At 53.2% G+C, this 15,092-nt stretch carries 15 protein-coding genes and 2 pseudogenes; 13 read left to right on the forward strand and 4 right to left on the reverse strand.

Annotated elements, in window-relative coordinates; translation table 11 throughout:
* The first annotated feature begins 942 nt into the window (after positions 1-942).
* From AUK77_RS01880 to galU, 8 genes and pseudogenes are all read left to right on the forward strand, one after another.
* On the forward strand, positions 943-1,182 hold the full coding sequence (locus AUK77_RS01880; protein ID WP_296125566.1) for a hypothetical protein: 240 nt from the start codon (positions 943-945) through the stop codon (positions 1,180-1,182).
* A complete protein-coding gene (locus tag AUK77_RS01885) occupies positions 1,179-1,841 on the forward strand; it encodes an HK97 family phage prohead protease (protein ID WP_296125568.1) in 663 nt (220 codons plus the stop codon). Before AUK77_RS01880 ends, AUK77_RS01885 begins: the two co-directional genes overlap by 4 nt.
* Positions 1,838-2,953 carry a phage major capsid protein gene (locus AUK77_RS01890; protein ID WP_296125569.1) on the forward strand — a complete coding sequence of 372 codons (1,116 nt, stop codon included), beginning with the start codon at positions 1,838-1,840 and terminating at the stop codon, positions 2,951-2,953. The genes AUK77_RS01885 and AUK77_RS01890 overlap by 4 nt, the downstream gene beginning before the upstream one ends.
* Positions 2,954-3,095: 142 nt before the next feature.
* Positions 3,096-3,299 (forward strand): hypothetical protein, encoded by a 204-nt coding sequence (locus AUK77_RS01895; RefSeq protein ID WP_296125571.1) that lies wholly within the window; start codon positions 3,096-3,098, stop codon positions 3,297-3,299.
* A gap of 112 nt (positions 3,300-3,411) precedes the next feature.
* The gene (locus AUK77_RS01900; protein WP_296125573.1) at positions 3,412-3,801 is read left to right on the forward strand and encodes a hypothetical protein; all 390 of its coding nucleotides are present in this window, start codon (positions 3,412-3,414) and stop codon (positions 3,799-3,801) included.
* Positions 3,801-3,980 carry a hypothetical protein gene (locus AUK77_RS01905; protein WP_296125574.1) on the forward strand — a complete coding sequence of 60 codons (180 nt, stop codon included), beginning with the start codon at positions 3,801-3,803 and terminating at the stop codon, positions 3,978-3,980. Before AUK77_RS01900 ends, AUK77_RS01905 begins: the two co-directional genes overlap by 1 nt.
* Positions 3,981-4,282: 302 nt before the next feature.
* A pseudogene (locus AUK77_RS01910) lies at positions 4,283-5,644 on the forward strand (UDP-glucose/GDP-mannose dehydrogenase family protein).
* A gap of 45 nt (positions 5,645-5,689) precedes the next feature.
* On the forward strand, positions 5,690-6,529 hold the full coding sequence (gene galU, locus AUK77_RS01915; protein ID WP_296125576.1) for a UTP--glucose-1-phosphate uridylyltransferase GalU: 840 nt from the start codon (positions 5,690-5,692) through the stop codon (positions 6,527-6,529).
* Positions 6,530-6,579: 50 nt separating this feature from the next.
* Here galU and AUK77_RS01920 read toward each other — a convergent pair whose 3' ends face one another.
* Complete coding sequence (locus tag AUK77_RS01920; protein WP_296125578.1) at positions 6,580-6,996, reverse strand: VOC family protein; 417 nt, start codon at positions 6,994-6,996, stop codon at positions 6,580-6,582.
* A gap of 81 nt (positions 6,997-7,077) precedes the next feature.
* On the opposite strand from AUK77_RS01920, the gene gorA reads away from it, so the two are divergent.
* The 5 genes from gorA to AUK77_RS18930 all read left to right on the forward strand — a co-directional run bounded on the left by gorA (position 7,078) and on the right by AUK77_RS18930 (position 13,038).
* Positions 7,078-8,436 carry a glutathione-disulfide reductase gene (gorA, locus tag AUK77_RS01925; RefSeq protein ID WP_296125580.1) on the forward strand — a complete coding sequence of 453 codons (1,359 nt, stop codon included), beginning with the start codon at positions 7,078-7,080 and terminating at the stop codon, positions 8,434-8,436.
* 7 nt (positions 8,437-8,443) lie between these two features.
* Positions 8,444-9,067 carry a trimeric intracellular cation channel family protein gene (locus AUK77_RS01930; RefSeq protein ID WP_296125582.1) on the forward strand — a complete coding sequence of 208 codons (624 nt, stop codon included), beginning with the start codon at positions 8,444-8,446 and terminating at the stop codon, positions 9,065-9,067.
* A 241-nt stretch (positions 9,068-9,308) separates the two neighbouring features.
* Positions 9,309-11,129 carry a transposase family protein gene (locus AUK77_RS01935; RefSeq protein WP_296125584.1) on the forward strand — a complete coding sequence of 607 codons (1,821 nt, stop codon included), beginning with the start codon at positions 9,309-9,311 and terminating at the stop codon, positions 11,127-11,129.
* A complete protein-coding gene (locus tag AUK77_RS01940; protein WP_296125585.1) occupies positions 11,126-11,986 on the forward strand; it encodes a TniB family NTP-binding protein in 861 nt (286 codons plus the stop codon). The genes AUK77_RS01935 and AUK77_RS01940 overlap by 4 nt, the downstream gene beginning before the upstream one ends.
* A 2-nt stretch (positions 11,987-11,988) precedes the next feature.
* A complete protein-coding gene (locus AUK77_RS18930; RefSeq protein WP_363079352.1) occupies positions 11,989-13,038 on the forward strand; it encodes a TniQ family protein in 1,050 nt (349 codons plus the stop codon).
* Positions 13,039-13,261: 223 nt separating this feature from the next.
* On the opposite strand, the gene AUK77_RS01945 is transcribed toward AUK77_RS18930, so the two are convergent.
* The 3 genes and pseudogenes from AUK77_RS01945 to AUK77_RS01955 all read right to left on the reverse strand — a co-directional run.
* Complete coding sequence (locus AUK77_RS01945) at positions 13,262-13,873, reverse strand: DUF6088 family protein (protein WP_296125587.1); 612 nt, start codon at positions 13,871-13,873, stop codon at positions 13,262-13,264.
* Positions 13,870-14,139, reverse strand: coding sequence for a BPSL0761 family protein (locus AUK77_RS01950; RefSeq protein WP_296125589.1), 270 nt, complete (start codon positions 14,137-14,139; stop codon positions 13,870-13,872). The genes AUK77_RS01945 and AUK77_RS01950 overlap by 4 nt, the downstream gene beginning before the upstream one ends.
* A 71-nt stretch (positions 14,140-14,210) precedes the next feature.
* A pseudogene (locus tag AUK77_RS01955) lies at positions 14,211-14,999 on the reverse strand (helicase-related protein); the annotation flags it as partial.
* Positions 15,000-15,092: the final 93 nt, after the last annotated feature.

Raw genomic sequence — 15,092 nt, forward strand, 5'->3', positions numbered from 1 at the left:
ACCAATCGTGTGCCTGAACCCGGAGCGGGAAGCGGTACTGCAGCAAACATCAAAGGCAGCGTGACACGCTCACGCGACAACTACCTTGAAAATCGCCGGCCACAGAAAACAGTGACGGCCTTCGGGGAAAGTTGGCGGCCTTCGAGGGCAGTATGGCGGCCTTGCCGACTGCGATAAGCCCGAATACATACGCTGCTGAAAAATGGGGAGAGGCATGAGCCAAGAACTGCCGCCGCATGAGCTGCGCATTGTGTGACCTGCTGACGGGGTAGCCAACCGTTACCCCGTCGGTAACTTCCTCAGCCTGAGGAAGTCCACCCAATCGACCGCACTACACTTTTTGTGTAGTGCCCACCGGCCCGCATAAATGTGTCTCAGCACAACAATTAAACGGTCCCGGCCTGGTGGCTCACTACGGAAAAACCGCAGCACCAGCCACCAATGGTGAATGGTGTGGCGTTTTACCACCCCATAAAAGCCCCGCTCATGCATTTTCACAGCACAGCCAAAAGGCCCGTCAACCGTGGGCCGTGGCCGTTTCCTGCATTTTCAATTGGAGAGGATGTATATAGGGCAAAAAGCGGCAGATACCCTCAGTTTTCAGGGCATCTATGCACAGGTGGGGATGTGAGCAGTTTTGCGCGCACCATCTGCACCGCGGGCAAATCAGGTTCCCGCCCCGGATTGATGCCCGATAATCGGACAACAAAGCCAACACTGGCCGCAGCCCGACACGGAACCGGAACCGCAAAGCCCGCCAAGCGCACCGCACGCAGCCTGGGAGGGGTGGGTAGAAAGTAACAACGGCCCGGCGACGGGGGAACCTTCTTCCCATTAACCGCAACAATTTTTGTAAAAGCAGGCAGGTACTGTTGATACATACAGTATTTAGGTCTAATCTGACCTTATTACGTTATTACATAACATTTTGAGGTTTTGACGATGAGCGAAGCAGTCAGAGGCCGGCAAGTAAAGCCAACCAAGAAAGAGATGGACGCCGCATGGCTCCAGCTGCGCGAGAAGGCCAACGAAGGAAATTTGCTGGCTTGCGGCTTGGTCGTCGCGCTGACTGGAGATCGCAGCCAGGCACCGGGAACCCCTGAGTTTATCGACCAAGCGCTCGAGCTTGGGCAGATGCTGATTAAACGGATTCAGGCACTGCCTGACAGCGAGGTCGAATGAAGCTGAATATTGATTTGCCCTTGCACCTGAAAAGCCTGGGGGATGCCGGGGAGTTCGTCGCTATTGCGTGGGACTTCAGCCAGGTAGACAGGCAGGGCGACATGATCCTGCCTGGCGCGTTCTCTGAAAGCCTGAGCCGTCACGCCGCCCAAGGTTCTATGCCGGCGATGCTGTGGCAGCACAAGCGTGACGAGCCGGTCGGCTCCTGGTTAAGCCTGGAAGAAAAGCAGGACGGGTTAGAGGCCCACGGCAGGCTCGAGCTGAGCATTCAGAAGGCCGCCGAGGCTTATCCGCTGCTGAAGTCTAAAGGCCTGAGCCTATCAATCGGCTTTCAAGCTAAAGAGTCAGACAGCTACACCGAAAGCGGCGTTCGTTACTTCAAGCGCGTAGACCTGGCAGAAATCAGCCTCGTATCTGTTCCGGCCAACCCTGGCGCAGTTGTACGCGCAGTGAAAACGCTAGACGACTGCGATACCCCAAAAGAATTCGAAGGCCTGGTGCGCGATGCCCTGGGCTTATCACGCCGCCAAGCAAAGACGCTCACTGGCTTGGCGTGGCCCGCTCTTACTCAGCGCGATGCTGAGCCGGCGGATGATCCCGAGCAAATTATCGCCGCACTGAAAGCGGCCTCCGTTTCGATTCGAGGTAATACCCAATGAGCACTGAAGTTATCAAGGCAGTACAAGAACACGCCGACGCTGTTAACGCCTTCAAGGGTGACGTGACAAAGCAGCTCGAGGAAGTGCGCGGCCAATACAGCCGCCTGTGGGATTCAATGGCTGACCTGGCGCAGAAAGGCAGCAGCGGCGGGATGTTTATGTCTCTGGAGAACAGCCCGGCAAGCGTGGCGGATTCTTTCATTAAATCCGACCAGCTCAAGGCGATGCTTAACGGCGCACCGGGTACTGGCCGTGTTGAGATTGCAAGCAGCAAGGCTTATCAGAAAGCCGCGGTGACAAACACCAGCTATGGCACTCAGGCTATCCGCGACACCAATCTGCACAACAACCCCCAGCGCCCGCTGAGCCTGTTGGACAGCATGGTTAGCTTGAAGGTAGCAGGCAGCTCTTTTGAGTATGTCCGCCTAAACGGTTACACCAACGCCGCCGCCGTCCAGGTTGCAGAGGGTGACGCGAAGGCCGAGGCTAGCGTGGCAAGCCAACTGGTTACGGCAAATATCAGCACCATCGCCCATTGGACGCGCGCATCGCTACAAGTGCTGAGCGATGCCCCGGCCCTGACCCAGCAACTCGACAACCTGTTGTCGTATGGCGTTCGCGCCAAGCTGGAGAACGAGCTGCTTAATGGCCCTGGTGGCACTGGCCGCATTCATGGCTTGGTTCCTCAGGCTACCGCGTTCACTCCGACCGTAGGCGCTAAACCCGCCGACGCTATCGGGGAAGCCAAGACCGCGCTAGAGGCTGCTGGCTGGATGCCTTCGCTGATCGTTATGAACCCTGCCGACTGGTTCGCTATTGCAAGTGAGCGCGCTGATTCCGGGGATGGTCAGTACGTGCTGGGCAGCCCGCGTGACCCATCCGGTCCAAGCCTGTGGGGTGTCCCGGTAGTTACCACCCCAAGCCTTGCCACCGGCACCACTCTGGTTCTGGACGCTGGCCAGGTCGCGCTGTTGGATCGCGAAAACGTCACCGTTATGGCGAGCCGTGAGGACGGCACCAACTTCACCACCAACATGGTCACGCTGCTGGCAGAGATGCGCGCCGGCCTGGCTGTGTTCTCCGCCGGTGCGGTTCTCAAAATCGTAGCTTAAAGCTCCAAACCGCGACCGGGGCGGCCCTTAGGGGAAAGCCCGGATGGGCGTTAGTCGTGAGTGGCCCGCATGAATAACCGCGACAGCCTGCGCGATTCTCTCGCGAGTCGGTGGCAGGCTTTTTACCTACCTGGAACACATCATGTTGATACCGATAGAACAGGGCCAAGTGGCCTACAGACAAATGCGCGGCCTGCCTGATCTATATCACGCACGCCTCAAACACCAAGGCCGCACGCTGGCAGTGCTTCAAGGCAGCAGTGAACAGGAAGCCTACGACCGAGCCAAGCGCCTCGCTGACGTGCTGCTGTGCGGCGCTGACGACGTAGACATACAGCTCGCTTGATCGGTGCCGTGAGCTAGGGAGGGGGTATGGCAAAAGTCAGAACAATGCCCGGCTCCGAACGACGGGGGGAGCCTTTTTCTTACGTCGTCACTTCAAACATCGCGAGGTTTGCATGGTCGCCAGGCGCACACCCAACAACGTACACAAGCTGAAGGGCTCTTTCCGCGCCGACAGGCACGCGCAAGGCCAGGCAGACTATCAACCCCCAGCCGAGGGTTATCCGCGCCCGCCTGAGTACCTGAACGGCACCGCGCTGGCAGTCTGGAGCGAAGTCGAGCAGGTAATGAGCAGGTGCAATCTGTACACCCAAGCCGACGCCGCAAAGGTGGCCCGTTACTGTTGCATCGAGGCCGAGTTCCGAGCCGATCCGTGCCAGTTCCCGGCGGCCAAGCTGTCTCAGCTCCGGCTGATGGAGCGCGACCTGTACCTAGACCCCGAGGCCCGCGCCAAGGTTGGCGGCAGCGCCAAGGGCAGACCAAACAACCCATTCGATGATCTGTAATGACCAGAGCAGAGATTGACGAAGCCAGGCGCGGTATCGAGTGGAAAGCGAACCTGTACGCGCTGGTCGCTGAGCTGCTGAGCGACGCCCAAGCCGGTGATCCGATGGCAATGCAAATCATGGCCCGCGCCGGGCTTGTCGAACCGCTGCGCCTAGTGCCATCGAGTCCCCAGCGCTGACCTATCACCAGAGTGCTGTGGTTGAGGGTGCTTTATCTTTTAGGGGTACGTTTAGGGGTACTTTTTATATAGCCAGCATAAATGCCCATTATTTGCTGGCCTGTAGCATCTATTTCGATTCCGTCTTCGGCACCAAACTAAATAGGGTCAGCAGAACATCATGGTTCAACCCTTCAAAAACCGGCTTAGGCCGTTTTTTTTATGCGCGCCATTCGAGTGCGTCACTCAAGCGTCGTAAAGTTGTCATTCGTCTGCAACCTGCCTTAGCTGCAATCGCAGCAACTCAGAGAGGAGGGCAGGTCATGCGCATTTGCGTAATCGGCGCGGGTTATGTGGGGCTGGTTTCAGCCGCTTGTTTTGCCGAAATGGGCAATCGGGTGAGCTGTGTAGAGCGTGATGCTGGGCGTGTAGCTCGGCTTGCCGGAGGATAGTCGCCCATTTATGAGCCCGGCCTGGACACCATGCTGCAAACGCACCTGGCAAGTGGCCAACTTAGCTTTACCGATCAACTGCATGAAGGCATTAAGCAGGCAGACGTTATCTTCGTTGCGGTCGGCACGCCCAGCGGGGAGGATGGTTCTGCTGACCTTTCCCATGTTTTAAAAGTCGCAGACGAGTTGGGCTTACTGCTTGAGCATGAATGCCTGGTAGTCAATAAGTCGACCGTGCCGGTGGGTACGGCTGAGCGTGTTGCCCAACGCATAAACAATCGATTGAGCGCTCGGGGTAAAAGTATTGTCATCACGCTGGCGAGCAATCCGGAGTTCTTAAAAGAAGGCTCAGCGATTGAAGACTTCATGCGGCCAGATCGTGTCATCGTCGGTTGCGATGTGCCTTTAGGACACGACATCCTGCGGCGCTTGTATGCGCCTTTTTTGCGCAACCACGAACGCTTACTGTGCATGGGCTTGCGTGCTGCAGAATTCAGCAAATATGCAGCCAATGCTTTTCTCGCTACAAAGATCTCCTTTATCAACGAGATGGCCAGTCTTTGCGCACGCTTGGATGTGGATATTGAAGATGTGAGGCGCGGCATTGGCAGCGACAAACGCATTGGCACGCACTTTATTTACGCGGGCTGTGGTTATGGTGGCTCGTGCTTTCCCAAAGATGTCAGGGCATTAATCCGCTGCGCCGAGCAGGAAGGCATGGAGCCGGGCATCTTACGCGCGGTTGAAGCGCGTAATGCGCTGCAGAAAACATTACTGTTTCAAGCACTGCGCGAGCACTTTTCAGGTTATTGGCAAGGTCGAGTAGTGGCTATCTGGGGGCTGGCTTTTAAGCCTGGGACAGACGATCTGCGCGAGGCTCCCAGCCTCGTATTACTGGATGCACTATTGGCTGTTGGCGTGCGTGTGCACGCCTGTGATCCGGTGGCGACCCCAGCGCTGGCCAAACGTTACAGCGCGGCTATTAGCAGCGGCCAACTGCGTCTCAGCACCTCACCGTATAGCGTTGTCGAAGGCGCTGATGCACTGGTGCTGGTGACTGAGTGGAAGCAGTTCCGCCAGCCTGATTTTGCAAGGATACGCGGCCTGATGCGCATGCCGGTGCTGCTTGATGGTCGCAATATCTATGACGCGCAGCATCTGGCAGAGCAGGGTTTTATCTACCGAGGCATAGGACGGCCTGCGCTTGGCCATTGTAAGGCCAGTGCAGCCTGATAAACTGCGCACGCATTCTTCACCTCATCTCTATCAAGGCTCCCCATGATTAAAAAGTGCTTGTTCCCTGCTGCCGGTTACGGCACACGTTTTCTGCCAGCCACCAAGGCCATGCCCAAGGAAATGCTGCCGATTGTGAACAAGCCGCTTATTCAGTACGGCGTAGAGGAAGCACTCGAGGCTGGGCTCACTGAAATAGCCATGATTACGGGTCGTGGTAAGCGGGCACTGGAAGATCACTTCGACATCAGTTACGAGCTTGAACACCAGATCCGCGACACCGACAAAGAAAAATACCTGGTTGGCATTCGCCGCTTAATTGACGAATGCAGCTTTTCCTACACCCGCCAGGTTGAAATGAAAGGTCTGGGCCATGCCATCCTTTGTGGCCGACCACTCATTGGTGATGAGCCTTTTGCCGTTGTTCTGGCTGATGACCTGTGCCTGAACCTTGAAGGTGATGCGGTATTGACTCAAATGGTCAAACTGTATAACCAGTTCCGCTGCTCCATCGTGGCTATTCAAGAAGTACCGCCGGAGGAAACTCACAAATACGGCGTCATTTCTGGCGAGATGATTCGTGACGACATTTACCGGGTCAACAGCATGGTTGAAAAGCCAAAGCCTGAGGATGCGCCCTCAAATCTGGCGATTATTGGTCGCTACATTCTGACTCCGGATATCTTCGATTTGATCGAACAAACCGAGCCCGGCAAAGGTGGCGAAATCCAGATCACTGATGCCCTAATGAAGCAGGCGCAAAATGGTTGCGTGATGGCGTATAAATTCAAGGGCAAGCGTTTCGATTGTGGCGGCGCGGAAGGCTACATTGAAGCCACCAACTTCTGCTTCGAAAATCTCTATAAAACCGGCAAAGCCTACTGATCCGGGTTTGATAGCGTTTTAAACAGCCACCTGCGGGTGGCTGTTTGCATTCAAAGTAATGGCTCAGCACCCGGCCCCAAGGGCTGCCCAAAACTAAACTCGACATAATTACCTGCTGGATCTCGCACGCCACAGTAATACCCCACCGGATACGGTTCGTCGCGTGGTGCCCAGATTAAACACCCTTCGATGCGCGCTCTTTCAGCGATGGCGTCAACTTCATGCCGACTGTTCACAGCAAAGCCAAAGTGACTGTAATCATTAGCGGCTAATTGACGACTTTGCCCGCCAGGCATGATGACAAAGATAAAGTGCTGTTCTTTACCCACTTCAGCCATCCAGACAATGTGTGATCCCTTACCGGCGCGTTGGTGGATCACCCTCATGGCACAGAATTGCTGATAAAAAGCCACGCAGGCATCCAAGTCAGGCACATGCAAGGCGACATGAGTCAGGGCAGGGCACATAACGGTTCTCCTTTTCTAACGCTTCAAGCTTAGGCCTTTGCAGTGCATCGGGTATGCTTGCAGCCTGCTTTGGAGGCTGAAATGACTTACGACTTCGACCTGTTTGTGATCGGTGCCGGTTCCGGCGGTGTGCGTGCAGCCCGTTTTGCGGCTGGCTATGGCGCACGAGTAGCGGTAGCCGAGAGCCGTTACTTGGGTGGCACTTGTGTCAACGTCGGCTGTGTGCCGAAAAAGCTGCTGGTCTATGGTGCGCATTTCGCCGATGAATTTGAGCAGGCACAGGGTTTTGGCTGGAAAGTAGGTGAGTCGAGTTTTGACTGGCCGACACTGATAGCCAACAAGAACCGTGAGATCGAACGGCTCAACGGCATTTACCGCAGCCTGCTGATCAACAGCGGCGTAACCCTGCTTGAAGGTCATGCGCGTATTGTTGGTGAACACAGCGTTGAGCTTGCGGGTAAGCGTTACAGCGCCAAGCACATCCTGATCGCCACAGGCGGTTGGCCGCAAATTCCAGAAATTCCCGGCCACGAGCATGCGATTGATTCCAACCAGGCGTTCTTCCTGCCGCAGTTACCCCAGCGGGTTCTGGTCGTCGGTGGCGGTTACATCGCAGTGGAGTTTGCCTCAATTTTTAATGGCCTAGGCGCTGAAACAACATTGTTGTATCGCGGTGATTTATTCCTGCGTGGCTTCGATAAGGCTGTGCGCTTGCACCTTCAGGATGAGCTGAATAAACGCGGGCTTAACCTGCAATTCAACAGCGACATCGCCCGTATCGACAAGCAAGCCGATGGCAGTCTTCAGGCCACTCTGAAAGACGGCCGGGTGCTGCACGCCGACTGTATTTTCTACGCCACCGGCCGCCGTCCGATGCTCGACAATCTCGGCTTGGAAAATACACAGGTGGCGCTTGATGAGCGCGGTTTTATCCAGGTTGACGAGCAGTACCAAACCAGCACGCCGTCGATTCTGGCCATCGGCGATGTAATCGGGCGCGTGCAGTTAACGCCTGTAGCCTTGGCTGAAGGCATGGCTGTGGCCCGCAGGCTGTTCAAACCAGATGAATACCGCAAAGTCGATTACCGAATGATCCCAACCGCTGTATTCAGCCTGCCTAATATCGGCACCGTTGGGCTCTGTGAGGAGCAAGCTAGGGAGGAGGGCTATAACGTCAAGGTGTATGAAAGCCGCTTCCGCCCGATGAAACTGGCCTTGACCGAGGCCCAGGAGCGCACGCTGATGAAACTGGTGGTGGATGCCGACTCTGACCGCGTGCTGGGTTGCCATATGGTCGGGCCAGACGCCGGTGAAATTGTGCAAGGTCTGGCCGTTGCACTGAAGGCGGGTGCTACCAAGCAGATTTTTGATGAAACCATCGGCGTGCATCCAACGGCGGCCGAAGAGTTTGTCACCATGCGTACGCCCGTTTCGTCCTGAGGTCAGCATGTCGCAACTGTTCTACATGGCCGACTTATTTGGCGTTGCGGTATTTGCCATCACCGGGGCATTGATGGCGGGGCGTAAGTCCATGGACCTATTTGGCGTGCTGGTGATTGCCATCGTCACGGCGCTTGGTGGCGGCACCTTGCGCGATGTGATTCTGGACAATCACCCGGTGAGCTGGATACGCGACGACATATATATTGTCGTCGCGTCACTGGCAGCCATTGGCACCGTTGCCTGGGTACGCCTGACGCGTCCGATTCACGAAAAAGGTCTGCTGCTGGCTGATGCCTTTGGTTTGGCTGTGTTCACTGTGATCGGCACTGAAGTGGCCATGCAACACAACGTGCCGCACAGCACGGCAATCATCATGGGCGTGATGACCGGCGTGGCTGGCGGCGTTATGCGCGATGTGATTTGCAACGAAATCCCGCTGATTTTCCAGAAGGAAATCTACGCAACGGCCTGCATAGCCGGTGCCTTGGTGTTTATCGGCATGCGCACATTGGGTACGCCGCATTGGTTGGACACCGCCGTGGCAATGCTCACGGTGCTGTTTATCCGCCTGGCAGCCATGCATTGGCATATTGGTTTGCCACGGTTCCATTTGCTCGATCGTGACTGAGCATTTTTAGTAGCTGCGGTGTGGGCTTTATCAGGGGGATAGGGCTCCACGGCATAGATTACGTTGGTGTTGCACAGCACGCTGTGAATCCTGTGGCGCTTGTTGAAAAAAGAGAGCAAGGTTTTCATAAATAAATCAATAGCATAGGCGTTAAATAGTTTAAAAAGTAGACTGCGCTGGCGAAAACTCCGCTCATAGTCTACTTTTTGATCATGTTTGCGTAGTGTTATGGGAATTATCTATGACCGACCAGCTAACTCCTGGAGAACTCGTAGTCGCGAAAGGAAAGCTCGCAAAAGTTCAGCAAATATTCAGCCCTAAGAACATCAGGGTAATCGTTAGCGCATCTGGCGAAGCGTTAATGGTTTCTATGCGCGACATCGAAAGAATTGATTTAAATGCAGGGATAACGCCCGATAATAATGACACCGTATGGGATATAAATAACTATACGGAAGATGCGCTATTGCTGGCTGCTGCGCGTTTCAATGTAATTAAGCAGTGGAAAGCAGGTGAAGTAACTACCAGTCAGGCTTGCTTGCTGCTTAATTCATCGCGAAGCTATTTTTTTAAAATGGCTAGGAGCTATGACGAAAGCATCGGCCCGCTATCATTGGTTCTCCAGAGGCGGGGAGTTAAGAAAGGTATCACCCGGCTGGATGAAGCAGTTGAAGTAATTATTGATAACGCAACTCATAAAGTTTTCGATTCTAGAGCCGCCAGTTACAGCAAAGTATGGGTGGAGGTTGATGTTGCGTGTAAGGAGCAGGGCCTTCCTTGTCCTTGCAAAGACACAGTTTTGCGTCGTGTACGGTTAATCCTTTCAGAAAAGAATAGAGTAAAAATACAGCAGGGCGCTGATGCAGCGGCCCAACTATTCTCAGCGCGCCCTGGTAAAAAAATTGTTGAAAGACCGCTGCAGTGGGTGCAGATGGACCATACACTCGTCGATGAGATGCTTCTAGCAGATGATCGTATAAATGTGATTGGTCGCCCCTGGTGGACAGTTGTAATGGATTTAAGAACAAGAGTGATTCTTGGGTATTACCTCAGTCTTCACGTTCCGTCAACTGTTTCGGTAGCATGTGCATTTAGCCAAAGTATTCTTCCTAAAGCAGGTTTTGTTAAGAGTGTAGGGTTAGATCTTGCGGATTATCCTTATTATGGCAAGCCTGAGGTTTTACATATGGACAATGCCGCTGAGTTCACTAGTCCAAAATTTATGGCTGGGTGCAATACATTTGGAATACACCCTGAATACAGGCCTGTCGGAAAAAAGCATTATGGTGGGCATGTTGAGCGATTAATCGGCACATTTATGACGACCAAAGTTCATTTCTTGAAGGGCACTACAATGTCGAATTCGGTGGCACGCCGTAAACTCGACAGTGAAAAAAATGCCACCATGACTTTCTCCGAGTTTACTCGCTGGTTTGCGCGCGAAGTAGTTGTCTATCATTCGACGGTTCACAGCGAATTAAAAATTAGTCCGAGGCAAGCATGGGTTGATTATTATGCACCCAATGGTGGCATTCCCTATCCATCGAAGCTATCAGATATCGAGCAACTGAAGCTATGGTTTATGCCTCAAGAAAGCCGGAACGTAAACCCGGATGGTATTAAGTTACATGGCCAGACTTACTGGGACCCTGTGTTAAATCAGTTTGTTGGCACGAAGAGCGCTATTGTTAAATTTGATCCATTCAATATGAACGAAGTGTGGGTGAAACTAGGTGGGCATTTCTGTCCAATTCGGCTGTCTGATTTGACGGGGCAGGCACCCAGCTATGAAGAGTATCGAGCAAGTAAGTTTTATCGGCGACCAGTACGCGCCGGGTCGATCGACGACGATGGCGGACGGAGAGCATATAGAGACAAGCAAAAGATCGAGAAAGATAGCGCTGCTCTAACGCGAAATGAGCGACGTCGCATAGCTTCGGCGAAAGCCTACTCTGATGCTTACCCAGATACTGTCAGTGCTAAACCGATAATTAAATCTGATCCAGTTAAACTTGACTATTCTGCCCCGCCTAAAAGATTCAAGGCTGAGGATGGCAAATGAGTGACGAGCATGTGCGACCAGACAAACGGAAGTATTTATCTGAAGATACTGATGTGCGAATAGCTGCAATTCTTGAAGAGCTTTGGGTGGATAATAACTCCAGTGAGGCTGTTTTTCGAATGATGAATAATATTGAGGCTGTCCCTGATCGTATGAATGCGCCTGCATTACTCGTAGTTGGCCCGGGTGGGTCCGGTAAGACGGCTATAATATCCAAGATCCCCAGCCGTATTAAAAACAGCGACAGGTTGGCTTTTATCTCCATGGCCGAATCCCCCGAAATTAACGTGAAGAAAAGTCTTAAGACCGAACTCGCGCTGGCCCTCGGGTTACCTATTACCGCAGCGCAGGGGGCCAAAGGCGGTTCGCATATTCCAAACGAAATCAGGGAAGTTATCAAGCTAAGGAGAATTTGGGGTCTAGTTATCGATGAGTTTCATGATGCGCTGCTGCGTTCTAAGCAAGAGCAGCGAATGCATATGTCGATTCTAAAAAAGTTGTTGGGGGCAGAATATGGGCTGAAATTATTCTGCTTCGGCACCTTTAGCGCACGCAACGCCCTACAGTCCAATGATGAATTTAAAAGACGGTTTCACGAGGTCATTCTTGCTGATTGGGGGGAAGACGAGGAATTTAGATCGTTTTTGCTAGAGATCGAGGAGTCATTGCCATTGCGGCTACCGTCGCACTTGTATTCTGAAGAGATGGTGAGGTCGATCTTATCCATCACCTACGGTCGGATGGATAAGACTCTTGATTTGATTAGAGGTGCTGCGTGTTATGCAGTAAAGTTAGGCGTTGAGAAAATTGATTTGGATATGCTGCAGCGCGCAAACAAGAACCCTTGGGGCTACTAGGTGTGAGTTTTTACGGACTGCCTACGCCGAGTGTTGACGAGACGTTATCATCATGGCTTTTTCGATGCAGCTTTAATCCGTACACAGCAAACTTTACTCGCTTGGTATTGGCGGAGCGTCCTTCACAATGGTGGGAAGGACTAGAGCTCAAGTCTGCTGATCCGGATACTGACTTTTTGTCAGCCAGTCGGCGCATGGGGGCAGGGCGTGAACATATTAATCCAGATCTGTTAAGTAACTATTTTAGCCTATGTAACGATACCCTGGTAGAGTGGAGTCGCCGTCGTTTCTTTTGCCCAGACTGTTTGCGAGATGACGTAGCTAGCGGTCATTTACCCATGTGGCGAAAAAGTTGGTGTTATGTTCATTCGTGTATTTGCAGCGTACATGATCAAGAGTTGATTGCGCTATCCGATGCGTCTCACTACTCGAAAGCATGGGATGCTTTTGTTCAGGTCTGTAATTCAGTCTCAGGCAGTATTACGGCAAAGGACTCAAGGCTCCCTCGTTTCCGCTCTACCACGCTCATGAAGGTCGAGCACTCTCTTGCCTGCAGTAGAGTCACTCAGCAAAATATACTGGTTGATTTGTTCAATAGACTGCTCAGCATTTTTCTTCAATCTCCCTTTCGTGGTAGCCGAGGCGGGGCTGCGAGGATTCATTTTCAGTCGGAGAGAGGTATGCGATTTGCTGATCCGCCTTCCTTCGAGCAGAGCATATCAAAGGGGCCATCCACGGCGGACCCATCAAGCAGATTTGGAAGCGTGGTATTTGCTGCTTCATTACTAGGCATTCTTCCTCATTCAAGATTTCTGATGTTCACTAAGGCATGTGAGGATGCAAAGACAGGTATGCTAATCCCGAAAGATTTGCATCGGGCGGCTGCTTTTCCTTATGTCGACAGAGCTGGGTATCGAGTCCTGCATCGTTATTTGGGTAACTTCCCTAGGAAGGACTTTCCGTTATTGGATCGCCACCTCCAACTTCAAGAGGCCCGATATGCTCGAGAAGGTGTGCTCAGTGGGCATCCATTCGGAGTAACTCTTGATTAGTGGTTGCCAACCCACACAACTCCATCCGTACATACGCATTACTAATTCTGAGTCTCGTATGTATCTAAGAGCATCACTACGGTGATGCGTCCCGTCGTCAAGATGCAGCAAATTATTCCTGCCCCTGCCAGCTAACTCTAAGTCTATCAATGGTTGGTCGACACTGGTCGAATTAGACATAAAGGAGGGGGATTTTTTATACGGAGCGGCTTCATAGGACGGGTTATGCCTCCAACGCCATGCGCATCCATTTAGGCATTTTGCAGGCCATTAGTTTGACTATGTCTTCAGGCCTGAGCATCTTCTTAATCGCGGCAATGCATTCTGGGCTGGAGCCATCTTTACCGAGATAAAATAGGGCGCTGATAGCCGTCCCTACCTCGGTTCCGGCACACTGCATAACCTTTGGTGCCGCATGTACCAACCGGACTTCGGCTTTCCCTATAAATAGAGATCTACTGGGTCCGCTGGTGTAATAGATCGGAATCAGCGGCATCTGGGTGCTCAGTCCAAACGCTCTGACCGCATTGGCACCATGGATCTGCAGAACCTGACGGTTTTGTCTGGCAATCAGGCTCACCACTTCCCATACATTTGGGCGAACCCGTGCAACGTATTGACTGGATTTCGGGCGCATGTAGATTCCTCGAAGCACCCGTTCAAGCTCGCCTTGGCTGACCAGCCGAGCTACTGTCTTGGATATGGCTCCACGCGTTCCAAGTTCCGCAAAGCGGCTGATGCAGAAAGGTTGCCCTTTGGGTAAGCGCTTGACCCATTGCGCAATGCGGGTGGATACCGACAGAGCAAAATCAGTGCTGAACGTTGCGGTTCTCATTTATATCGCATGAAGTCCAATGACGAGCTGAACAACGGCTGATGGAAAGCGATCACCCTCTGTCGATATTCATCATCTGGTGCATCGCTCACCAAGCACTCTTCAAGACGCCCCAACGAGAAGATCTGGTCGGCCGACGGATAGTGCCTAAGCAGGCTTTTCGCATAGCTGCGGATATCCTGGGGCAGTTCGGTGTCGCGAGAGAGCTCTCGCAGGAATTCTTCGGTCTTGATGACGCTGCGGGTTCTTTCGTGAGGAAGGGTCAATGCGGTTATCTCCTGATTCAGTCAACCACGTAAACGACGCGTGAGTTTTGATCGACACACAAACGGCAGCATCAAAAGCAAGCCAGCAACTGTTGCCGGTAGTGCTTGGAAAAGCTGACCTGATGGTTTGGCTCAGATGCAGAGTCCACCTGGGTGAAGGTGCCTGTAGCGCCAGCCTCAATTGCCAGCGCGGTGCCATTACCAATACCGTCATCTATGCCATCGATATCGTCGGCAGCTGCAATCCAGCCAGATATTGAAGCTGGGGTCGAGGCTGGCATCAGCACCTCGCTCAGTACCGCCAGGTCGTCCGGCAGATCATCTGCAATTCTCTCCGCCAAACCCTGCAACGTTGGCTCAGCCAGCATGAATAACCACGCCTGATCATCAGACTCGCCGGTACGTCGAAGCACTCGTCCCAGGACTTGCCGGTAATGCAGTTCGGTACGGATGCGACTGAGGTAGCAGCACACTTGAAGACGGGGGAGGTCCGTGCCTTCGCTGATCATTCCAACTGCGATAATCCATCGGCAGGCGTTGTGCCTGAATGCATTGATCACCTGCTGCGCATCCGGGGTTTTGTTGGTCACGATGCGGCAACCTTCGCCCTTGGCCTCCAGGGCTTGGGCGACTTGATAGGCGTGCTCTATATCGGTAGCAACCACCAGGCCAGCCGCATCAGGCTTGAGCAAGCGAAGCTCATCCAGCTTTTCGCGTCCAAGATCGAGCAGTTGATCAATTACCTCGTCATGGCGCAGCAGCTCTTCGTAGGTGACATGGGACTCTCCCAATAGTTTGGCGATGCTCGGAAACATCCTGACAGTGCTCTCTGTGACCAGCTCTTCGGTAAGCTTCTGTTGCCGCTGACCGAAAACTGACCCAGTAGAGGCTGTTCTGCCGACTGAAAACTGACCCAGGTGTTCAACTGCTTCTGCTCAATTTTTGAGCAGGAG

It is taken from the genome of Pseudomonas sp. Ga0074129 (genome assembly GCA_001465025.1).
Classification (GTDB): Bacteria; Pseudomonadota; Gammaproteobacteria; order Pseudomonadales; family Pseudomonadaceae; genus Aquipseudomonas.